This window comes from Micromonospora echinofusca, from assembly GCF_900091445.1.
In the GTDB taxonomy this organism is placed as follows: Bacteria; Actinomycetota; Actinomycetes; order Mycobacteriales; family Micromonosporaceae; genus Micromonospora; species Micromonospora echinofusca.
The window spans coordinates 3,102,783-3,124,171 of sequence record NZ_LT607733.1 but is presented as its reverse complement, the minus strand read 5'-3'; the positions used below and the strand labels follow the sequence as shown (position 1 = coordinate 3,124,171).

Sequence of the window (21,389 nt, the reverse complement as noted above, 5' to 3'; positions counted from 1 at the left end):
CGGACCGCCCTCGCACCTGGCCGACGCACCAGACGGTGGCCGCCGTGTGCGGCGTCGACGCGCTCAGCCGGCCGTGCGGGCCGTACGGTCCAGGGTGTAGCGGCGTTGCAGCAGCAGCGCGACGAGCATCGCCGCCGCGGGCAGCAGCCCGAAGCCCCAGCGGATCGCGTCCAGCGCGCCGTCGGGCTGGGTGACGCCGGCCCCGGCGGTGGAGGCGACGAACCCGCCCGCGGCCAGGCACAGCGAGTACGCCCACGGGCCCAGCGCCGCGCCGGTGGCCTCGGTGGCCGTCCAGACCCCGGTGTAGGTGCCGGCGGCGCCGCCGCTGGCACGGATGACGTCGGGCACCATCGAGAACGGCAGCAACTGCATGCCGGCGAAGGCGACGCCGAGCACCGCCACGGCCGCCACCAGCACGGGCAGCCCCGCCGGACGGCCGACGGCGAGCACCAGCGAGCCGGCCGCGAAGGCGCCCTGGGCACCCAGCAGCGCCCGTTGTTTACCGACCCGGCGGGCCGCCACCAGCCAGGCCGGGGTGACCAGCAGGGCCGGGGCGACGAAGGCGGCCACCAGCACGGTGGTCAGGCCGGGGCGGCCCAGCTCGTACTCGGCGTAGTAGGGCACGCCGGCCAGGACCAGGTGGGTGGTGCTCGACATGGCCAGGTAGGCGGCGACCAGCCACCGGAACTGCCGATCGCGCAGCGCCACGGCGAGGCCCCGCCAGCCGCCGGCGTGCGGTGCGGGCGTCGCGGCGGCGGCCCGGCGCAGCCGACCGATGCCGGCGACCCCGACCAGCATGGTGGCCAGCATGCCGACGGCCAGCAGCACGCCCATCCGCTGGTAGCCGCCCCGGGTGGCGTCCTGCCCGCCGGCGAGCAGCGGCGCCAGCAGCCCGGAGGCGAGGATGCCCAGGGTCAGCACCACCATCCGGAAGGCCATCAGGCGGGTGCGTTCGTGGTAGCCGATGCGCAGGTCGGCGGGGGTGGCCAGGTAGGGGACCTGGTAGGCGGCGAAGAGCAGGTTGCCGGCGACGAAGGCGAGCGCCACCCAGGCGGCGGCCGGCGCGCCGGTGAGCGCGCCGGGCACGGCGAACAGGGCGGCGAAGGCCAGCGGCAGGGCGCAGCCGAGCAGCAGCAGCCGCCGTCGGTCGCCCCGGCGGGTCTGCTCGACGTCGCAGCGGTGCCCGATCCAAGGGTGCAGCAGGACGTCGGCGACCTTCGGCAGCAGCAGCGCCAGGCCGGCGAGCCAGGGGGCGACGGCCAGCACGTCGGTGAGGAAGTAGAGCAGCAGCAGGCCGGGGACCGTCACCCAGACGCCCATGCCGAGGGAACCGGCGGCGAAGCCGAGCAACGGCCCGCGGGGCAGGGTGGCGCTGCGCGTGCCGGCCGGCTGCTGGTCGAGCCCGGTCATGACGGCCTCCTCTGCGGGCACGCCGCCCGCAATCCAACGGATGCTGGATTGTAGGGGCAGAATGGCGGCCATGACCATGCCTCGCCGCCGACCCGGGCGGCCCCGCCGCGAGGAGACCCGGCCCACCCGGGAGGTGGTGCTCGCCGCCGCGACCGCGCTGTTCGCCCGGCGGGGCTTCGACGCCGTCGGGCTGCGGGAGGTCGCGGCGGCGGCCGGCGTGGACGTGGCCACGGTCTCGCACCACACGGGTACGAAGGCGCAGCTCTACGACGCCTGCTTCGCCCGGGTCTTCGCCGCCGAGCGCGACGTGCTCGAGGCGGCGGCGGGGCGCGCCCGGCAGGCGCTCGACAGCGGGCCGGCCGAGGTCCGGCGGGCGCTGCACGACCTGGTGGACGTGTTCGTGGACTTCCTGGAGGACCGGCCGGAGACCACCGCGTTGTGGCTGCGCCGCTGGCTGGAGCCGCAGCGGCACGCCGAACTCGACGAGCGCTACGCCGCCCCGCTGTACCGGCTCGTCGCGGACCTGCTCACCGCCGCCGCGGCGGCCGGGGCGCTGGTCGAGCCGGCGCCGCACGTGACGGTGCGCAGCCTGGTGTGGGCGGTGCACGGGCACGTGGTGGCCCTGGCCGCGGGCGGGGGTTCGCAGGCGCGGCAGCGGCGGGAGTTCCGCGCGTTCGTGCACCGCTTCCTCGACGGGCTGTACGGGCCGGCGACGCCTTGACGTGCCGCCCGCACCGGGCCATTATCCAACGCACGTTGGATTAACGGGAAGGAGCCGGCGATGGGTGCGCAGCCGTCCGTGGCGGTCATCGGCGCGGGCGCGGCCGGACTGGCCACCCTCAAGGCGCTCGCCGACGCCGGCGTGCCCGCCGTCGGCTTCGAGGCGGCCGAGCGGGTCGGCGGCCTCTGGGTGTACGGGGCACCCGGCTCGCCCGCGTACCGGACCCTGCACCTGAACACCAGCAAGGCGCGCACCGAGTTCGCCGACCATCCGATGCCGGCGCACTGGCCGGACTACCCCGACCACGCCCGCGTCGCCGGCTGGCTCACCGACTACGCCGACCGCTTCGGCCTGCACGACGCGGTGCGGCTGCGGCACACCGTCGAGGGGGTCGAACGCGGCGGCGACGGCCGCTGGAGCGTGCACGCCGCCGGACCCGACGGCGGCGTCGACGTCAGCGTCGACGCCGTCGTCGTCGCCAACGGCCACAACCGGGTGCCGAAACCGCCCACCCCCGCCCCGCCGGGCACCTGCACCGCCGAGCAGCTGCACAGCCACGCCTACCGGGGGCCCGAACAGCTCGCCGGCCGGCGGGTCCTGGTCGTCGGCGGCGGCAACTCCGCGATGGACATCGCCGTGGACGCCTCGTACGCGGCCCGGCGCACCCTGCTGTCGCTGCGCCGCGGCGTCTGGGTGGTGCCGAAACACCTGCTGGGACGCCCGTCGGACACCCTCAACGGCGCCCTCGCCCGGCGGCTGCCGTGGCGGCTGCGCCAGCGCATCACCCAGCGGCTGCTCACCGCGACCGTCGGCGCGCCCACCCGCTACGGCCTGCCCGCCCCCACCCACGGCTTCCTCCAGGACCACCCGACGCTGTCCGACGGGCTGCTGTCGCGGCTGACCCACGGCGAGATCGAGCCCCGCCCCGGCATCGCCGGCTTCGACGGCGAACGGGTCACCTTCACCGACGGCCGCGTCGACGAGGTCGACCTGGTGATCTGGTGCACCGGCTACCGGGTGCAGGTCCCCTTCCTCGACCCCGCGCTGCTCGGCGACGGGGCGGACACCCTGCCGCTGTACCGGCACGTGTTCCACCTCGACGCGCCCGGGCTGGCGTTCGTCGGGCTGATGCAGTCCACCGGCGCCGCGTTCCCGCTGGTCGAGGCGCAGGCCAAACTGGTCGCCGCGCAGCTGTCCGGCCGCTACGCGTTGCCCGAGCCGCACGCGCAGCGCGCCGCCTGCCGGGCCGAGCTGCGCGCTGCCACCGCCCGCTGGGGACAGCGCCGGCCCGCCATGCGGGTGGACTTCGACGCGTACCTGGCCGAGCTGAGACGGGAACTGGTCGCCGGCGCCCGCCGCGCCCGCGCCACCGGAGCCGCGGCATGAGCGCCCTGCCGGGCCGCCGGGTGCTGGTGACCGGGGCCAGCGGCACCTTCGGCCGGCACCTGTGCGCCGCGCTCACCGCCGCCGGGGCACGGGTCGTCGGCGTCGACCGCCAGGCCGGCACCGTCGACGGCGTACCGGTGCTCGGCTGCGACCTGACCGACCCCGCCGCCGTGGCACCTACCGTCGCCGCCGCCGTGGAGCGCCTCGGCGGGCTGGACCTGCTGGTCAACAACGCCGGCGTCGGCGGACCCGCCCCGGCGGAACTGCCGCCGGACGAGGTGGTGCGCCAGCAGTTGGAGGTGAACCTGCTCGCCGCCTGGCGGACCACCGCCGCCGCGCTGCCCGCCCTGGAGGCCGCCCGCGGCCGGGTGGTCTTCGTCGCCAGCCGGATGGCCCTGCTGCCGCTGCCCCTGGCCGCCGCGTACGGGGTCAGCAAGCGGGCCCTGGTCGCCTACGCCGACGCGCTGCGCCACGAGGTGGGCACCCACGTCGGGGTGAGCGTCGTCTACCCGAGCATGGTCGCCTCACCGATCCACGACAGCACCGCCGACGCCGGGCTGTCGCTGCGGGGAGTGTCGCGTCTGGAACCCGTAGCGGGGGTCGTCGCGGCGATCCTGCGTGCCGCCACCGCCCGACGCGCGCCCCGGGACGTCGCCACCACCCGGCGCGGGCGCCTCGAGCTGGCCCTCGCCCGGCACGCGCCGGCGCTGGCCGACCGGCTCGTGCGCCGTACCGTCGCCGCCCGGGTCGCCGCCGGTGACCTGGACGCCGCGCCGCTGGCCGCCGGGATGCTGCGCCGCCACCGCGCCGGTGCCGATGCCGGCAACGGTGCCGGCATCGGCACCGGCTAGCGTGGCCGACGTGGCCATCTCCCCGTACGTCGCCCGGCTGCGCGCCCACGTCGGGCACGACCTGCTCCTGCTGCCCGGCGTCAGCGCGGTCGTGCGCGACGACGCCGGGCGGGTGCTGCTGGCCCGGCGCGCCGACAACGGCCTCTGGTCGGTGCCCGCCGGCCTCATCGACCCCGGCGAGCAACCCGCCGACGCCGTCGTCCGGGAGGTGTACGAGGAAACCGGCGTGCGCGTACGCATCGAGCGTCTCGCCGGCCTCGCCACCCATCCCGTCGTCTACCCCAACGGCGACGTCTGCGAGTACCTGAACGTGTGGTTCCGGTGCCGGGCCGTCGGCGGCGAGCCGCGCGTCAACGACGACGAGTCCATCGACGTGGCCTGGTTCGACCCGACCGACCTGCCCGAGGTCAACGAGTGGGTGCGGCTGCGCATCGACACCGCGCTGCGCGAGGACGCCCCCGTCTGGCACGCCGCGCCCGGCGAACGGCATTCGGCGCTCGACCGGCCCGACGCGCTCTGAGCGGCCCGCCCGTCGGCGGCCGGGCGCAAGAGGTCACCCCGGCCCGGCCACCGCCCGCTGCTCCGGCGCACCGAAGGCCACCTCGACCGGCGTCACCGCCACCAGGTCCACGTCCCGCTCGCCGTACGGGCTGCGCACCCGCAGCCGCTGCGCGACGGGGGAGAGCAGACGGGCCCGCACCCGCCCCGGCGACCAGGACAACTCCTCGACGCCGACACGGCCCCGGCAGGTGACGCCGCGCAGCACCCCGGCGTCCAGTCGCGGCAGCGGGGCCGGCAGCAGCCGCAGCAGCCCCGGTCGGGACTGCACCAGCGACTCGATCAGCACCGCCGGCAGGGCGTGCGCGGCATCGGCGTTGTACGTCACCAGGCCCGGGTTGTGCGCGCTCATCAGGGACCGGAAGAACATGTCGTTGCCGAGGATCTTCCGCAGGTTCGCGGCGGTCAGGGCGCCGTCGTGCAGGCGGGCGGCGGCCAGCGCCCGGTGCAGGCTGCCGTGCGCCGACAGGTCCTCGTCGCCGCGCAGGCTCAGCGCCCGGTGCGCGGCCCGCGCCAGCTCGGGGGTGTCGTCCGGGTCGATCTCGTCCAGCGGCCACACCGGGTAGAGGTGGCTGACGTGCCGGTGCTCGTCGTCGCCGTGATAGCCGGGCCAGGCCCACTCGGCCAGCGCGCCGCGCCCGTCCACCCGGTACGCGGGCAGCCGCCGCCGCAGCCCCGCCCACCGGTCGACGCCGCTCACCTCGGCGGCGGTGCGCAGGGCGTGCCGGGCGGCCGCGATGTCCATCGTGGCGTTCACGGCCACGTGCACCGCCCGCCCCCGCTCGTCGTACGGGCCGGTCTCCGCCGAGTACGACGGCACGAGCACCACCGTGCCCGCCTCGTCGGTGACGGTGAGGACGTCGGAGAAGAAGTCCGCCACCTCCACCAGCCAGCCGGCGACCTCACCGAGGGGCGCGCCGGTGACCAGATGGTGTTCGTACAGCGGGTACAGCAGCCAGTGCGCGCCGGGCAGCCACGCCGCGAACGGCCAGTCCTCGTGCAGGTGGAACAGGTGCCCGTGCTCGCCGTCCGTGCGGCTGGGCGCCAGCAGGCCCCGGGCGCCGTAGATCGCCCGTGCGTTGCGCCGCCAGTCGTCGACCTGCCCGCGTACCAGGTTCGCGTGCGCGGCGGTCACCTCCGGTAGGGCGCCGACGTTCGCGCCGGCCAGTTGCAGGCTCAGGTTGGCGTCGGTGGTGAAGTCGCCGGCCCAGGCGGCGTCCCACGAGCCGAGCCACAGCCCGGTCAGCCGGGGCGGCAGCACCCCGCTGGAGCTGAGCAGCAGGTACCGTCCGGCGTGGAACAACCGCTCCAGCAGCGCCGGGCACAGCGTGCCCGGGTCGGCGTCCTGCGCCGCGAGCAGCTCACCCACGGGCAGGTCCCGCTGCGCGGCCGGCACCGCCAGGTCCAGGCTCACCCGCCGGTAGGCGCGCCCGTGCAGCGCCACGTGGCGGGCCAGCAGGCTCTCGTAGTCGGCGCCGGCGTGCGCCGCCAGCCGCTCCGCCAACTCGCCGGTGCGCCACGGCGGTGCGTCGGGCCGGTCGAGCACCGTCATCAGCAGCGCCGGGCCGCGCACCACCACCCGGTCGCCGCCGACGACCGCCACGTCGCCGCGCAGCAGGGTGAGCCCTTCGAAGCCGTACGCGCCGCCCGCGTCGGGGTAGCGGCCCCGCACCCGCAGGAACACCAGATCACCCCGGCGGTACGCGGCGACGGTGTAGCGCACCGACTCCGGCCGGCCGGGCAGCTCGCCGGTGACGCCCACCTCGCAGGCGCCCGCGTCGAGGTGGGTGACCACCAGCGCGGCGGCCCGCGAGACGAACGAGCGCCGCCGTCCGCCCGCCCACTCGACGACGACCTCCCCGGTGCCGAACTCGGTACGCCGCCGGTAGTCGTCGACCGGGCCGGGCGCCACGGCGTCGATGGTGAGGGCGAAGCCGGGATGGAACGACTGCGTCCAGCGCAGCACCCCGTCGCCGGCGAGCAGCCGGCTGGCCTCCGCCCGTCGGCCGGCGAGGATCAGCTCGCGGACGCGCGGCAGCAGGGCGGCCAGTTCGGGCGGGCGGGCGTCGCGGGTGCCGTTGGGCAGGACGAAGCGGTGGTGGTTGACGATGATGCGCTCGGCGTGCGGCCGGCCGTACACCATGATGCCGGCCTCGCCGTTGCCGGAGAGGAAGGCGTCCTCCCAGCGGGTGGCGGGGGCGGTGTCGACGATGCGGTGCACGGCGGGCGGCGGCCCGCCCGTCACCGGCCGGTCCTCGCCGTCGGGGCGGGGACGGCGGTGCTGTCGCGTACGGTCAGCCGGGGCGGCAGCAGGGTGACCTCGGGCACGGCCTCGCCGTCGAGCTTGCCCATCAGCAGCGCCACGGCCCGCGTGCCGATCTCCTCGGCGGGCACCGGCACGGCGGTGAGCATCGGGCTGGCCTGCTCGGCGAAGCGGTCCGGGCAGACGGCCACCACCGACACGTCCCGCGGCACCCGCCGGCCCAGGTCGGGCAGCGTGGCCAGCACCGGATCCACGGCGGCCTCGTTCTGCACGATCAGACCCGACACGTCGGGGTGGCGTTGCAGCAGGTCGGTGAGGCTGCGGCGGACCGCGACCGCGCCCTCCTCGCAGGGCAGTGTCACCGCGTCGACGCCGTGCCCTGCGGCGGCCTCGACCACGCCGGCGCGGGTGCGGTGCGCGAAGCCCGTACCCCGGTCGTAGACGGCGGCGGGCGCGCCGAGCAGCGCGACGCGCCGGTGCCCCAGCCCGGCCAGGTGCGCGACGCACGCCCACCCGGCCCGGTGGAAGTCCAGGTCCACACAGGTCAGGCCGCTGGCGTCGGCGGGCAGGCCGATCAGGACGCTGGGCCGGGCCAGCTCCCGCAGCAGCGGCACCCGGGGGTCGTCCAGCTCCACGTCCATGACCAGCACGCCGTCGACCAGGGCGGTGGCGGCGACGCGTCGCAGGCCGGCGGGCCCTTCGTCGGAGGTGACCAGCAGCACGTCGTGGTCGAAGCGGCGGGCGGTGGTGACCACGGCCATGGCGAACTGCATCACCACGGGCACCTGCATCCCGGCGCGCAGCGGCAGGACCAGCGCGATCACGTTGGCGCGGCGGCTGGCCAGGGCCCGCGCGCCGGCGTGCGGGTGGTAGCCGAGCAGCCGGATGCTGGCCAGCACCCGGTTGCGGGTGACTGCGGAGATGGCGCGCTTGCCGCTGAGCACGTACGACACGGTGCTCGCCGCGACCCCGGCGTGCCGGGCGACGTCGGCGATGGTCGGCTGCTCCGGCGACGGGCGCCCGCGCGAGCCGCTCACCGCGCCCGCCCCGGCGCCGGCACCGCCGCCCGGCCGTCGGCCGTCTCGTCGCCGCGTACGGCGAGCGCGCCGACCAGCCGCACGTCGTGCGCGGAGCGTCCGACGAGGACGGTGTGGGTGGCGTCCTCCACCACTAGGCGGCCCCGCGTGTCGTCCCACCAGCTCAGCTCGGCGGTACGCAGCCGCAGCCGCACCACCTGCCGCTGCCCGGGGGCGAGGCTGACCCGGGCGAAGTCCCGCAGCTGGCGCAGCGGCTGCTTGACGCGGGAGCGGCGCTGGCGCGTGTAGAGCTGCACGATCTCCTCGCCGGGACGGTCGCCGGTGTTGGTGACCTCGACGCTCACCTCGACCTCCTCGCCCGCGGTGGCCTCGGTGGCGCTCAACCGGAGGCCAGCGTAGTCGAAGCGGGTGTAGCTGAGCCCGTGGCCGAACGGGTACAGCGGGTCGCCCCGGTGGTACAGGTAGGTGGCGTCGGCGCCGATCACGTCGTAGTCGAGCAGGTCGGGCAGTTCGGCGGCGTCGGCGTACCAGGTCTGGGTGAGCCGGCCGCCGGGCTCGGCGTCGCCCGCCAGGACGTCGCCCAGCGCGGTGCCGTGCTCCTGGCCGCCGTGCGACGACCACAGCACCGCCGGCAGGTGCGCCTCGGCCCAGCCGACCGCGTACGGGTAGCTGCTGGTCAGCACCAGCACGGTGCGCGGGTTGGCGGCGTGCACGGCCCGCAGCAGGGCCTCCTGCCCGGCGGGCAGGGCCAGGTCGACGCGGTCCTCGGTCTCGCGGCCGTTGACCATCGGGTGGTTGCCCAGCGCCACCACCGCCACGTCGGCGTCGGCGGCCAGGGCGGCGGCCTCGGCGGCCCCGTCGGCCAGCAGGTCCACCGTGAACCGGGTCGCGTCGTCGGGCGTCGGGGCGTCGGCGCGCAGCCGCCCGTGCGCGTCGGCGGCGACGTACCGGCCGGAGGCGAGGTGGTGCAGCAGCACGGTGCCGCCGGGGCCCTCGTGGAGGCGGAAGGTCTCCCGGACCACCCAGCCGCCCGGCCCCGGCCGGTCGTTGGCGAGCAGACCTGCCTCGTCGGCCCCGACGTGGCGGCCGTTGCCCACGGCGCGCAGCGCCACCACGTCGCGTCCCCAGTCGAAGACGTCGAACGCGGCGGCGTCGGCGCCGAGGCTCAGCGGGCCGCCGTCGGGGCTGTCCGGGCAGCCGACGTACCGCCCGCCGACGCGCAACGCGATCCGGTCGGCGCCGGGGTGGGTGGTGACGGCGGCCAGCCGCCCGACGAGCCCCTGGTACGCGGTGACCGCGTACGGCGGGGTGCCGCTGTACCAGTCGGTGTGCACGGCGTCGGCCAGCGGGCCGAGCACGGCCACCCGTAGCGTCCGGTCGGTGAGGGGGAGCAGCCCGTCGTTGCGCAGCAGCACGATCGACTGGCGGGCGGCCTCCCGGGCCAGGTCGCGGTGCGCGGGCCGGCCGACGGCGTCCGGCGCGACGCCCGCGAAGGGGTCGTCACCCGGCGGGTCCAGGTCGCCGAGGCGGACCCGGACGGTGAGGATCCGCCGGACGGCGCGGTCCACGTCGGACGCGGTGATCAGCCCCCGATCGAGCGCCTCGGCGAGCCGCGCGACGGTGGGGGCGCTGTCGGCGTCGTCCTCGGTGAAGCTGTCGATGCCGGCGCGCAGGGCGGCGGCGTAGCCGTCGACGTGGTCGGGCAGGTGGCCCTGCACCCCGGCGATGTTGCCCACCGCGCCGGCGTCGCCGACCACCATCAGCTCTTCGGGCGCCCAGCGGCGCAGCTCGTCGGCGATGAGCGGGCTCAGGTGTGCCGGCACCCCGTTGACCAGGTTGTAGGAGGCCATCACGGCCACGGCGGCGCCGGCGGCCAGCGGGGCGCGGAAGGCGGGCAGCTCGTACTCGTGCAGCACCCGGGGGGACAGGTCGCTGGAGGTGGTGGCCCGGTCGGTCTCGTTGTTGTAGCCGAGGAAGTGCTTGACCGTCGGCGCCGTACGCAGCCGCTGCGGGTGCTCGCCGCGCAGCCCTTCGGCGTACGCGGTGGCGAGCCGGCCGGTCAGCCACGGGTCCTCGGACCAGCCCTCCTCGTTGCGTCCCCAGCGGGGGTCGCGCAGCGGGTTGACCACCGGCGCCCAGACGTTGAGGCCGACCCGCTCGGGGTCGGCGTGGTGCTTGGCGCGCACCTCGTCGCCGACGGCGGCGCCGACGGCCCGGACCAGCTCGGGGTTCCAGCTGCTGGCGAGGCCGAGCGCCTGCGGGAAGACGGTGGCCTCGCCGAGCCACGCCACCCCGTGCAGCGCCTCGGTGCCGGTGCGGAACGGGGGCAGGCCGAGCCGGGGCACGGCCGCCTGCCACTGGTGCAGCAGGCCGAGCTTCTCCGGCAGGGTGAGCCGGCCCAGCAGGTCGCCGACGAGGGCGTACGGGGCGGGGGCGCGGTGGTGGGTCATGGGTCGGGTCGCCTTCCGTGGGTCCGCCCGACGCCCGTGTCGAAGCGCTTCGACGATCGGTGGCGCGAGCGGCATCGCGGTGTGAGGGGGTGGCGGTCGCCGGCCCGGAAGCGGTGAAGCGCTTCGACGACTGCCCGAGACATGCCGCCCGGGTGCCCGAACCACGAGGCGGCGGTTCGAGGTTGGCACCCCGGGCCGGTGACGGTCAAGGCCCGGTGGGCCCGGGCATCACGCCGCGGGCAGTCGTCCCGACTCGACGACGGCGAGGGCGGCGGTGGCGCCGCCGAGCGCGGTGGCCGATGAGCCCAGGGTGGAGGCGTCGAGCAGGCAGCCGCCGGCGGCCGGGGCGTGGGTGCGCGCGGCGAACTCCGCCCGGGCCGCCGGCAGCAGCCAGGGGGCCAGGGTCGCGAAGTGCCCGCCGACCACGACGGCCTGCGGGTTGATCAGGTTGGCCAGCACGGACGCGGCGTGCCCGACGTGGCAGCCGACGTCGGCCAGCCCGGCCAGGACGGTGGGGTCGTCCTGGCGGGCCAGCGCCTGGATCCGCTGGATCTCGGGCAGGAAGTCGGTGACCGGCCCGTCCTGCCGGGTGTCGGGCAGGAGACGGCCGACCACCGCCGGCAGCCCGGCGTACGCGACCAGGCAGCCGCGCCGTCCGCACGCGCAGCCGGGGCCGGCCGGGTCGAGCGTGAGGTGCCCGACCTCGCCGGCGAACCCCCGTGCGCCGCGCAGCAGCCGGCCGTCGGCGACGATCCCGGCGCCGACCGAGGCGCCGCCGGTGAGGTGCACGAGGTGGGACGTGCCGGCGTACGCGCCGTGGCGGTGCTCGGCCAGGGCGGCGAGGTTGGCGTCGGTGTCGACGTCGACGGCGAGGTCGGGCTCGCGCAGCGCGGCGCGCAGGTCGGCGGCGAGGGCCACGTCCCGCCAGCCCAGCGCGGTGGCCCGGGGCACGGCGCCGTCGGCGTCGACGAGGCCGGGCACGCCCACGCTCAGGCCGAGGACGCGGCGGCCCTGCCCGGTCAGTCGGGTGATCGCCCGTCGGGCCAGGGCCGCCAGCGCGCGTACGGTCTCGGCGGGGGAGGACGACGGCGCGGCGAAGGCCCGCCGCCAGGTGAGCAGCCGGGTGCCGGCCAGGTCGGTGGCGAGCACCACCAGCTCGTCGGCGCCGATCTGCATGCCCAGCGCCGCGTACGGGGCGCCGTCGAGGACGAGCATCGTCGCGGGGCGGCCGACCCGGTTCTCGGTCAGCCCGGTCTCGCGCAGCAGTCGCCGCTCGACCAGCTCACCGACCAGGCTGGACACGGTGGCCTTGTTCAGCCCGGTGTGCGCCGCGATGTCGGCGCGGGAGCAGGGCGCGTGCCGGCGGACGTGGCGCAGCACGACGGCACGGTTGGCCGTCCGGACGTCGCCGAGGTCGCTCGGCCGCGGTTCGTTGTGGCTGCTGATCACGATCTGTCCGCTCCCTGGGCGACGGTGCGAGATCCCGGTGGTGCCGCGCGCCCCATCATCGCGTACGTCGCGGGGGCCGCTGTCTTGTGGGACGGATCACCGTCGATTAGTTTGTTCGGCTAGAACCCCAACTAATTCTAGCCGCACCGCGCGGTCCGCGATACCGCCACCGAAGACGAAGGGAGTGCGCCGTGAAGCCGTCCCCGCCGGGCGCATCCACCGACCGCCGGTTCCTGCTGCGCCTGCTGGGCCTCGGCGCCGCCGCGACGATGGGCGGCGCCACCCTGGCCGGTTGCAGCAAGCAGGCCGGCAGCAGGGGCAGCGCCACCAAGGCCGACGCCATCCGCTCGGTGCTGCCCACCCACGAGCCGGCCCAACTGCTCCCGCCCGACATCCCCGGGCAGGGGCCGATCCCCGACGGCTACCTCAGCTACCCTCGCACCCTCGTCGACGCCGTCACCGAGCAGCCCGGCCGGGGTGGCGCGCCGATCCGCACGATGAGCCCGTGGTGGGGGCCCGCCCCGCCCACGGTGGGCCGCAACTCCTACCTCGCCGCCGTCAACGCCCGGCTGGGCGTCGAGGTGCACCCGAGCCTTCAGGACGGCAGCACGTACGCCGACAAGCTCAACGCGATGCTCGGCGCCCGCGACGTGCCGGACCTGCTCAGCGCGCCCAACTGGGAGGTCGACAAGGTCGCCCGGTTCTCCGACGCGGTCAACGCGCTGTTCGAGGACCTCACCGACCACCTCAAGGGCGACGCCGCCGCGAAGTACCCCTACCTGGCCGCCCTGCCCACTGGCGCCTGGGAGTACTCGGTCTGGGGCGGGCGGCTGTACGCGGTGCCGTTCCCGACCGACGGGCCGTTCGCGTACGCCCTGTTCCACCGCGCCGACCTGCTCGCCTCGGCCGGCCTGGCGGCGCCGACGTCCCCCGAGGAACTGCACGAGTTCGGCCGCAAGGCCACCGACCCCGCCAAGGGGGTGTGGGCCTTCGGCAGCGTCTTCGAGATGGTGCAGCAGTTCTTCGGCTGCCAGCAGACCTGGCGCAGGAAGCCCGACGGCGGCCTGGAGCACAAGTTCGAGAACCCGGCCTTCGCCGCCGCCCTGGAGTTCACCGCCAAGCTGTTCGCCGACGGGCTCGTGCACCCCGACACCGTGGCCAGCAAGGGCGCCGACGAGAAGCAGCTGTTCAAGGCCGGCAAGATCCTCATGTACCAGGACGGCCTCGGCGCCTGGCAGGGCATGCAGGGCGAGCGGGTCAAGCAGCTGCCGAGCTTCGACATGCAGCCGCTGCCGGTCTTCGGCGTCGCCGGGGCGCAGCCGGTCGTCTGGGGCAGCGAGAAGCCGGTCTTCTACACCTTCGTCAGGAAGGGCCTGGGCGCCGGGCGCGTCGACGAGCTGCTGCGGGTGCTCAACTGGTGCGCCGCGCCCTTCGGTAGCCGCGAGTTCGAGCTGCGCGAGTACGGCGTGGAGGGCAAGCACTTCACCCGCGCGGCCGACGGCAGCCCGATCCCCACCGAGCTGGGCCGCAAGGAGCTGGGCGCGCAGTACACCCACATCGGTGGCCGGGTCCCGGTCAAGGTACGCAGCGGCGACACGCCCGACTACGTACGCGACTACCTGGGCTACTACCAGAAGAACATCGCCCTCATGGAGAAGGACCTGTTCGCCGGCATCAAGCTGGAGCTGCCCGCCAACTGGTCGAAGATCATCCAGCCGACCGACGACAAGATCCGTGACATCCTGCGGGGCCGCCGCCCCGTCGGCGACCTGGCGCAGGTCCGCAAGGAGTTCCTCGCCGCCGGAGGCGAGGAGGGGCGCGCGTTCCACGAGAAGGCGCTCGCCGACAACGGCCGATGAGCGCCCCGGTCAGCACCGACGCGCCGGCGGCCGACGGCCCGGCCCCGCCCGCCGGCCGTACGCCCCCGGTGCGGGCCCGGCGCGGCCTGCGCGACCGGCTGCGCCGGGACTGGCCGCTGCTGGCGATGACGGCGCCGGCGGCGGCGCTGCTGCTGGTCTTCCACTACCTGCCGACGCTGGGCAACGTCATCGCCTTCCAGGACTACAACCCGTTCGTCGGCGACGACCCCGTCGAGGCGTTCTGGTACAGCGAGTGGATCGGCTTCGGCAACTTCGAGGCGCTCTTCGGCGACCCGCTGTTCTGGGACGCCGTGCGCAACACCCTGACCATCACCGCGTTCCAGCTCGTCTTCTTCTTCCCGCTGCCGATCCTACTGGCCATCCTGCTCAACAGCCTGGTCTCCGCGCGGCTGCGCGGCTTCGTGCAGAGCGTGGTCTACCTGCCGCACTTCTTCAGCTGGGTGCTCGTGGTCACGTTCTTCGTGCAGATGCTCGGCGGGGCCGGGCTGCTGGCCCAGGAGATGCGCGAGGCCGGCATGCAGCCGTTCGACGTCATGACCAACCCGGACACCTTCATCGTGCTGGTCACCGCCGAGGCGGTGTGGAAGGACATCGGCTGGGGCGCCATCGTCTTCCTCGCCGCGCTCGCCGCGATCGACCCCAACCTCTACGAGGCGGCGGCGGCCGACGGCGCGGGCCGGTGGCGGCGGCTGTGGCACATCACCCTGCCGGGCCTGCGCCCGGTGATCGTGCTGCTGCTCATCATGCGCCTGGGTGACGCGCTGTCGGTCGGCTTCGAGCAGTTCATCCTGCAACGCGAGGCGGTCGGCCGGGAGGCCGCGGAGGTACTGGACACGTTCGTCTACTACCAGGCGATCAGCACCCAGCAGTGGGGCCTCGGCGCCGCCGCCGGGCTGTTCAAGGCCGTCATCGGGCTGGTGCTCATCCTCACCGCCAACAAGGTGGCGCACCGGCTCGGCGAGCAGGGGGTGTACGCGAAGCCATGACCGCGCAACTCGGTGGTGCCGCGGTGGCGCCGACGCGCCCGGATCCGCACCCGCGACGACGGTCGCGGCGACCCGCCTGGGAGGAGCCACCCACGGTGCCCGGCACCGTGGGCAAGGCCGTGGTGCTCACGCTGCTCGTCGCGGCCGTGCTCGTGCCACTGTGGGCGGTGCTGGTGACCAGCCTCGCCTCGCGGGACACGATCGACGCCGCGGGCGGGATGGTGATGGTGCCCCGCGAGATCGATCCGTCGGCGTACGTGACCATCTTCAGCGGCGGCCAGATCAGCCGGGCGGTGTGGATCAGCACCCTCGTCACGGTGCTCGGCACCACGGTGAGCCTGGTGCTCACCGTGCTGGCCGCGTACGGACTGTCACGACCCGGGTCCGTGGGGCACCGGGGGCTGCTCCTCTTCTTCCTGCTGACCTTCCTGATCTTCCCCGGCCTGGTGCCCAGCTACCTGGTGGTCACCGGGCTCGGGCTCAAGGACAGCATCTGGTCGCTGATCCTGCCCAGCGCGATCAGCGTGTTCAACCTGGTGGTGATCCGGGCGTTCTTCATGAACGTGCCCGGCGAGCTGCTCGACAGCGCCCGCATCGACGGGGCGGGAGAGCTGCACATCCTGCTGCGCATCGTGCTGCCGCTGTCCAGGGCGGTGATCGCCGTCGTCGGCCTCTTCTACGCGGTCGGCTACTGGAACGCCTACTTCAACGCGGTGCTCTACATCGACGACAACGACAAGTTCCCGATCCAGCGGGTGTTGCAGAGCTACATCCTCGCCGGGCAGTCGCCGAACGTGTCCGGGGCGGCGGTCAGCCTGCCCGGCGTCACCGCGTACCCGCCGACGCTGGCGGTGAAGATGGCGGTGGTGGTGGTGACCGTGATCCCCGCGGTGGTCGTCTACCCGTTCGTGCAGCGGCACTTCACCAAGGGCGTCATCACCGGCGCGGTGAAGGGCTGAGTGGTCCCGTGCGGCGCCCGACCCGTGGCGGGTCGGGCGCCGCCGCACCTCAGGTGGGGTCGGGCAGCCACGCGTCGAACGGCGCCGGGGGCACCGGCTGCCCGTTGAGCAGCAGCCGGTCGGGGGCGGCCGCGCCGGCCACGCTGACGCGCGTCACCCGTAGCGGCCCGTCGGTGTCCACCCGCAGGGTGCCGCCGTCGCGTACGGCCGTCACGACGGTGTCGCCGTCGACGTCGTGCAGCACGGCGTGGGCGTCGACGGCGCCCCAGCTCACGATCGTGACGTCGGCGAACGGCCCGTCGCCCACCGTGTCGCCCGGCGCGACCACCGGCACGAGCGCGCCGTGGCGGACGTAGAGCGGCAGCCGGTGCGCCGGTACGTCCACCCGCAGGTGCCGCCCGCCCGGGTGCCGCTCGCCGGTGGCCGCGTCGATCCAGTCGTCGCCGACCGGCAGGTAGACGTCGCGCCGGCCGGACGGGTCCGTGACGGGCGCGACCAGCAGGTCGGTGCCGAGGCGGTACTGCAGGTCCGTGGCCCAGGCCGTCGGGTCGTCGGGGGTGTCCACCAGCAGGGCGCGCATCATCGGCGCCCCGCCGGCGCCCGCGCGCACCGCCACCGACCACAGGTACGGCATCAGCCGGTAGCGCAGCCGCAGGGCGGCGACCGCGTCGCGTTCGGTCTCGGCGGGGAAGTCCCACGGCAGGCGGCTGGTGGTGCCGTGCAGACGCACCAGTGGCGACAGCGCGCCGAACTGGGTCCAGCGCGCGTAGAGCTGCGGCGTCGGGGTGCCGTGGAAGCCGCCCGTGTCGTGGCTCCAGAACGGCACGCCGGACAGCCCGTGCGACAGCCCGCCGCGCAGCGTGCTGGCCAGCCCCGGCCAGGTGGCGTTGACGTCGCCGCTCCACTGGGCGCTGTGCCGCTGCCCGCCCAGGTACGACGAGCGGGCCCACACGGTGCGGTGCCCGGCGACCTCCTCGGTGACCCGGGCGACGACGTCGTTGAACAGCAGCGCGTACACGTTGTGCAGCTCGACGCCGGTCATGCCGTTGTGGGCGACGGCGTCGGCGGGCACACCCTCGGCGAAGTCGGTCTTGAACACCGCCACCCCCTGCTCCAGCAGGGGCCGCAGCAGCCCGGCGAACCACTCGACGGCGGCCGGGTTGGTGAAGTCCACGATCACGCTGGCGGGGTGGCTGCCGTGCCAGACGTCGGCGACGTACGGGCTGCCGTCGGCGTGGCGCAGGAAGTAGCCGGCCTCGGCCGCCGCGGCGTAGAGCGGGCTGTCGGTCATGAGGTACGGGTTCATCCACAGGCAGACCCGGAAGCCCTGCCCCGCGAGGGTGCGCAGCATCGCCGTCGGGTCGGGGAACGCCTCGTCGTCCCACCGCAGGTCCGACCATCGGCCGGCGACCTGCCAGTAGCAGTCCAGGTGCAGCACGTCGCACGGGATGCCCCGCTCGCGCAGCAGGCGGGCCCGCTCGAGCACCCGCTCCTGCGAGTCGGGGAAGAAGCCGGAGGAGACCCAGGCGCCGAACGCCCACTTCGGCGGCAGGTACGGCCGGCCGGTGAGCCGGTCGAAGCGGTCCAGCACCTCGGCCGGGGTCGGGCCGGCCAGCACGTAGTAGTCGAGCAGGTCGTCGGGCACCAGGAGCTGCACGCTGCTGTGGGTGGACTGGCAGACGTCGAACTGCACCGGCAGCCCGCTGTCGACCAGCACCCCGTAGCCCCGGTCGGACAGGTAGAACGGCACGTTCTTGTGGGAGCGGTCGGACTCGCCGCCGAAGGCGTCGAAGTTCCACATCAGCGCCCGCTGCCCCCGCTTGTCCAGCGGGGTGAACTTCTCGCCGAAGCCGACGAAGCGTTCGTCGCCGGGGGCGACGAAGCTCTCGTGCCAGGCGACGGGTGCGCCGTGGGCGGTGGAACGGCCGAACGGCAGGGTGCGCCGCCGGCCGCTGATGTCGCGGGTGCCCCGGTCCTGGTCGAGCAGCAACCGCCCGTCCGGGCCGAGGAAACGCAGGTGCCACGGGTCGAGCCGGATCTCGGCGACCACGGCGCCGGCGTCGACGCGGACGTGGGCGTCGGTGACGGTGACGGTGGCGGGGTGGGCGCCGGGGTGCACCAGTGGCAGCGCCCGGGCGCTGCGGCTGCGCGCCTGCGGGTCGTCGGCCAGGCGTACGCGGATGACCCCCTCGCCGGCGGCGTCGACGCGAAGCGCCATGCTCGCGCCGTCGGAGAGCGCGGCCTTGAACGTCACCCCGTGCCGGTCGGTCGCGACGACCTCGGCCCGGCCGACGACGGCGGCCCCGTCCTCGCCGGGGGCCCGCACCGGCAGGTCGGGTGGGTCGGCCACGAACGTCTCGTACGGCACCAACGGCGGTCGGTAGGGCATCGGCGTCTCCTCCAGGCTGGTTCCGGCGGCCCCGCCAGTTTCTTTGGCTTCCCAACTAACTGTCAACGATGACCTTCGCTGCGCCACCGCTGCATCGCCGTTGACAGGCTAAAACTCGATCAATATTTTGGACGCTTCTCCAACAAAATTGGCGGTGGCGCGATGTGGGGTGCCGGTGGGCTGCGCTACGGCGGCGACTACAACCCCGAGCAGTGGCCGGTCGAGGTCTGGCGCGAGGACGTCGCCCTTATGCGCCGCGCCCGGGTCAACCTGGTCACCGTCGGGGTGTTCGCCTGGTCGCGGCTCGAACCGGAGCCGGGGCGGCACACCTTCGACTGGCTCGACCAGGTGCTGGACCTGCTGCACGACGGCGGCATCTCCGTCGCCCTGGCCACCCCGACGGCGTCACCCCCGCCCTGGTTCTCGCTGGCGCACCCCGACGCGCTGCCGGTGACCGCCGACGGCGTACGCCTGCACCACGGCAGCCGGGACACCTACTGCGCCGCCGCGCCCGCCTACCGCGCCGCCGCCCGGGCAATCGCCGCCGCCCTCGCCGAGCGCTACGCCCACCACCCGGCCCTCGCGCTGTGGCACGTGCACAACGAGTACGGCACCACCTGCCACTGCGCCCACACCGCCCGGGCGTTCCGGCGCTGGCTGGCCGAGCGGCACGGCGACCTCGACGCGCTCAACGCCGCCTGGGCCACCAGCTTCTGGAGCCAGCGCTACACCGACTGGGCGCAGGTCGACACCCCGCGCGCCACGCAGTACCTGGCCAACCCGGGACACCTGCTGGACTTCCGCCGCTTCTGGTCCGACACCCTGCTCGCCGCGTACACCGAGCAGCGCGACCTGCTGCGCGCCGCCAACCCGACGATCCCGGTCACCACCAACTACGTCCTCGGCGACTGGGTGCCCGTCGACCACGCCCGCTGGGCCGCCGAGGTGGACGTGGTGGCGATCGACCACTACCCGGACGCGGTCGACGGCGGCGCCGAGGAACAGAGCGCCCTCGCCGCCGACCTGGCCCGGGGCTGGGCCCGCCACGGCGCCGGCGGCGACCGGTCGGCGCCGTGGCTGCTGATGGAGAGCGCCCCGAACCAGATCCACACCGGCGGGCGGATGCACGCCAAGGAACCCGGCCGGATGACCCGGCACAGCCTGTCGCACGTCGCGCGTGGCTCGCGGGGGGTCATGTTCTTCCAGTGGCGGGCCCCGGCGGGCGGGGCGGAACGCTTCCACTCCGCCCTGGTGCCCCACGCCGGCCCGGACACCCGCGTGTTCCGGGAGGCCGTCGACCTCGGCGCGACGCTGGAGCGGATCTCGGAGGCGAACGAGGGCACCGTCGACGCCGACGTCGCGATCGCCTGGGACGCCGCCAGCGGCTGGGCCCTGGGCCACCCGGGGATGCCGTCGCCGCAGCTCGACCACCGCGACGAGGTGGCCGCCGCGCACCGGGCGCTGTGGCGGGCCGGCTACGGCTGCGACGTGGTGCTGCCCGGCGACCGGCTCGACGCGTACCGGCTGCTGGTGCTGCCGGCGCTCTACCTGGCCTCCGACGCCACCGCCGACTGGGTGGGCCGGTACGTGCGCGGCGGCGGCCACCTGCTGGTGACGTGGCTCAGCGGGGTCGCCGACGAACACGCCCGCGTGCGCCTCGGCGGGCACCCCGGGGCGCTGCGCGACGTGCTGGGCGTACGGGTCGAGGAGTTCCACCCGCTCGCCGACGCCCAGACGGTGCCCCTGTCGGGCGGCGGGACCGGCCGCCTGTGGGCCGAGACGGTACGCCTCGCCGGCGCCCAGCCGATGGACACGTACGCCGACGGCGTGCTCGCCGGGCTGCCGGCGGTGACCCGCCACCACTTCGGCGCCGGCACGGCCTGGTACCTGTCCACCCGACCCGACGACGCCACCTACCGACGACTGTTGTCGGACGCGGCGCGGGCGGCCGGCGCGTCACCCGTCTGCCCGACCGTCCCGGCCGGGGTGGAGGCGGTCCGCCGACGCGGCGCCGGGGCGAGCTGGCTGTTCCTGCTCAACCACACCGACCGGCCGCAGCGGGTCCCGGCGGCCGGGACCGACCTGCTCACCGGCGCGACGGTCGACGCGCAGGTGCACCTGCCCGCCGGGGGCGCCGCCGTGCTCCGGGAGAGCGACGCCGCCGGCCGCCGTGGCGCCCCGGATCGCGCCGACGGCTGACCCCTCGGCCAGCGACTCACGACGCCACTCGCCGACGGGCCCGGCGCACGGGTGTCCGCCGCACCGTCGTCGGCGGACCCGGGGTCAGGGCAGGGCGACGGCGGCGCGGGAGCGGTCGGCGGCGATGCGCACCGCCAGCCCCGCCAACACCGTGCCCATCACCAGTCGCTGCACCCGCAGCCAGAGCGGCCGGCGCGCGAAGAACCCGGCGAGCGAGCCGGCGCTGAGCACGATCAACGCGTTCACCGTCAGCGCCACCGCGATCTGGGTCGACCCCAGCAGCAGGCTCTGCGCCGCCACGTGACCGCGGGCCGGGTCGATGAACTGCGGCAGCAGCGACACGTAGAGGATCGCGATCTTGGGGTTCAGCAGGTTGGTGACCAGGCCCATCGTGAACAGCCGCCGCGCCCCGTCCGGCGGCAGCGGCTGCGGGGCGAACGGCGACTGCCCGCCCGGGCGCAGCGCCTGCCAGGCCAGCCACAGCAGGTACGCCGCGCCGGCCAGCTTGACCGCCGTGTAGAGGGCGGGCACCAGCACGAACACCGTGGCGATGCCGGCGACCGCGGCGGCCAGGTAGACGCCGAATCCGGCGGCGACGCCGAGCAGCGACACCAGCCCCGCCCGTCGACCCTGGGTCACCGACCGCGACACCAGGTAGACCATGTTCGGGCCGGGGGTCAGCACCATCCCCAGCGCCACCAGCGCGATACCCACCAGCGCACCCGTACCGACCATGTCGCCCCCCGTTCCGCCGACTCGCGCCGACCCTACGCCGTACGCCGCCGCGCCGAGGACCCGTGTGCGCGCGCGGGGGCGTGCGATCGCCCGCCCCCACCGCTTGCGCGGCAACG

The 21,389-nt window shown here is 75.3% G+C and carries 15 protein-coding genes; 8 read left to right on the top strand and 7 right to left on the bottom strand.

The features are described from left to right. Window positions 1-63 precede the first annotated feature (63 nt). Window positions 64-1,410, bottom strand: a complete 1,347-nt coding sequence (locus GA0070610_RS13710) for an MFS transporter (protein WP_089000400.1) — start codon at window positions 1,408-1,410, stop codon at window positions 64-66. 70 nt (window positions 1,411-1,480) lie between these two features. Between GA0070610_RS13710 and GA0070610_RS13705 the strand changes: the two genes are divergently transcribed. Genes GA0070610_RS13705 through GA0070610_RS13690 form a run of 4 tightly spaced genes read left to right on the top strand, consistent with a single transcriptional unit; the run spans window position 1,481 to window position 4,888 of the window. Then, window positions 1,481-2,131, top strand: a complete 651-nt coding sequence (locus tag GA0070610_RS13705) for a TetR/AcrR family transcriptional regulator (protein WP_269458877.1) — start codon at window positions 1,481-1,483, stop codon at window positions 2,129-2,131. A 60-nt stretch (window positions 2,132-2,191) separates the two neighbouring features. Then, a complete protein-coding gene (locus GA0070610_RS13700) occupies window positions 2,192-3,517 on the top strand; it encodes a flavin-containing monooxygenase (protein WP_089000399.1) in 1,326 nt (441 codons plus the stop codon). Continuing rightward, on the top strand, window positions 3,514-4,368 hold the full coding sequence (locus GA0070610_RS13695; RefSeq protein ID WP_089000398.1) for an SDR family NAD(P)-dependent oxidoreductase: 855 nt from the start codon (window positions 3,514-3,516) through the stop codon (window positions 4,366-4,368). The genes GA0070610_RS13700 and GA0070610_RS13695 overlap by 4 nt, the downstream gene beginning before the upstream one ends. Before the next feature lie 10 nt (window positions 4,369-4,378). Beyond that, window positions 4,379-4,888: an NUDIX hydrolase gene (locus GA0070610_RS13690; RefSeq protein WP_089003482.1), complete on the top strand. Its 510-nt coding sequence runs from the start codon at window positions 4,379-4,381 to the stop codon at window positions 4,886-4,888. A gap of 33 nt (window positions 4,889-4,921) precedes the next feature. On the opposite strand, the gene GA0070610_RS13685 is transcribed toward GA0070610_RS13690, so the two are convergent. The 4 genes from GA0070610_RS13685 to GA0070610_RS13670 form a co-directional block, all read right to left on the bottom strand. Then, entirely contained in the window at window positions 4,922-7,171 is a 2,250-nt protein-coding gene (locus GA0070610_RS13685; RefSeq protein ID WP_231926108.1) for a glycosyl hydrolase family 95 catalytic domain-containing protein, read from the bottom strand. Beyond that, the gene (locus GA0070610_RS13680) at window positions 7,168-8,226 is read right to left on the bottom strand and encodes a LacI family DNA-binding transcriptional regulator (protein ID WP_089000397.1); all 1,059 of its coding nucleotides are present in this window, start codon (window positions 8,224-8,226) and stop codon (window positions 7,168-7,170) included. Before GA0070610_RS13680 ends, GA0070610_RS13685 begins: the two co-directional genes overlap by 4 nt. Beyond that, window positions 8,223-10,676, bottom strand: a complete 2,454-nt coding sequence (locus GA0070610_RS13675; RefSeq protein WP_089000396.1) for a glycoside hydrolase family 3 C-terminal domain-containing protein — start codon at window positions 10,674-10,676, stop codon at window positions 8,223-8,225. The genes GA0070610_RS13680 and GA0070610_RS13675 overlap by 4 nt, the downstream gene beginning before the upstream one ends. A 228-nt stretch (window positions 10,677-10,904) precedes the next feature. After that, complete coding sequence (locus GA0070610_RS13670) at window positions 10,905-12,125, bottom strand: ROK family transcriptional regulator (RefSeq protein ID WP_089000395.1); 1,221 nt, start codon at window positions 12,123-12,125, stop codon at window positions 10,905-10,907. A gap of 191 nt (window positions 12,126-12,316) precedes the next feature. On the opposite strand from GA0070610_RS13670, the gene GA0070610_RS13665 reads away from it, so the two are divergent. From GA0070610_RS13665 to GA0070610_RS13655, 3 genes are all read left to right on the top strand, one after another. Next, window positions 12,317-13,984: an extracellular solute-binding protein gene (locus GA0070610_RS13665; RefSeq protein ID WP_089000394.1), complete on the top strand. Its 1,668-nt coding sequence runs from the start codon at window positions 12,317-12,319 to the stop codon at window positions 13,982-13,984. Further along, complete coding sequence (locus tag GA0070610_RS13660; RefSeq protein WP_089000393.1) at window positions 13,981-14,991, top strand: ABC transporter permease; 1,011 nt, start codon at window positions 13,981-13,983, stop codon at window positions 14,989-14,991. Before GA0070610_RS13665 ends, GA0070610_RS13660 begins: the two co-directional genes overlap by 4 nt. Window positions 14,992-15,086: 95 nt before the next feature. Further along, on the top strand, window positions 15,087-15,950 hold the full coding sequence (locus GA0070610_RS13655; RefSeq protein ID WP_231926107.1) for a carbohydrate ABC transporter permease: 864 nt from the start codon (window positions 15,087-15,089) through the stop codon (window positions 15,948-15,950). A 49-nt stretch (window positions 15,951-15,999) separates the two neighbouring features. Here GA0070610_RS13655 and GA0070610_RS13650 read toward each other — a convergent pair whose 3' ends face one another. After that, window positions 16,000-18,339, bottom strand: coding sequence for a TIM-barrel domain-containing protein (locus GA0070610_RS13650; RefSeq protein WP_089000392.1), 2,340 nt, complete (start codon window positions 18,337-18,339; stop codon window positions 16,000-16,002). Between the two features lie 162 nt (window positions 18,340-18,501). Here GA0070610_RS13650 and GA0070610_RS13645 point away from each other — a divergent pair, with 162 nt between their 5' ends. Further along, window positions 18,502-20,538 carry a beta-galactosidase gene (locus tag GA0070610_RS13645; RefSeq protein WP_172896526.1) on the top strand — a complete coding sequence of 679 codons (2,037 nt, stop codon included), beginning with the start codon at window positions 18,502-18,504 and terminating at the stop codon, window positions 20,536-20,538. Window positions 20,539-20,622: 84 nt separating this feature from the next. Here the strand turns inward: GA0070610_RS13645 and GA0070610_RS13640 are convergent, their stop codons facing one another. Further along, a complete protein-coding gene (locus tag GA0070610_RS13640; RefSeq protein ID WP_089000390.1) occupies window positions 20,623-21,273 on the bottom strand; it encodes a LysE family translocator in 651 nt (216 codons plus the stop codon). Between the last annotated feature and the right edge of the window lie 116 nt (window positions 21,274-21,389).

What these genes read in the sequence shown, in the direction of transcription:
- GA0070610_RS13710 (WP_089000400.1), bottom strand. Translation starts at nt 1,410, where the DNA reads ATGACCGGGCTCGACCAGCAGCCGGCCGGCACGCGCAGCGCCACCCTG.
- GA0070610_RS13705 (WP_269458877.1), top strand. Translation starts at nt 1,481, where the DNA reads ATGACCATGCCTCGCCGCCGACCCGGGCGGCCCCGCCGCGAGGAGACC.
- GA0070610_RS13700 (WP_089000399.1), top strand. Translation starts at nt 2,192, where the DNA reads ATGGGTGCGCAGCCGTCCGTGGCGGTCATCGGCGCGGGCGCGGCCGGA.
- GA0070610_RS13695 (WP_089000398.1), top strand. Translation starts at nt 3,514, where the DNA reads ATGAGCGCCCTGCCGGGCCGCCGGGTGCTGGTGACCGGGGCCAGCGGC.
- GA0070610_RS13675 (WP_089000396.1), bottom strand. Translation starts at nt 10,676, where the DNA reads ATGACCCACCACCGCGCCCCCGCCCCGTACGCCCTCGTCGGCGACCTG.
- GA0070610_RS13660 (WP_089000393.1), top strand. Translation starts at nt 13,981, where the DNA reads ATGAGCGCCCCGGTCAGCACCGACGCGCCGGCGGCCGACGGCCCGGCC.
- GA0070610_RS13650 (WP_089000392.1), bottom strand. Translation starts at nt 18,339, where the DNA reads ATGCCCTACCGACCGCCGTTGGTGCCGTACGAGACGTTCGTGGCCGAC.
- GA0070610_RS13645 (WP_172896526.1), top strand. Translation starts at nt 18,502, where the DNA reads ATGTGGGGTGCCGGTGGGCTGCGCTACGGCGGCGACTACAACCCCGAG.
- GA0070610_RS13640 (WP_089000390.1), bottom strand. Translation starts at nt 21,273, where the DNA reads ATGGTCGGTACGGGTGCGCTGGTGGGTATCGCGCTGGTGGCGCTGGGG.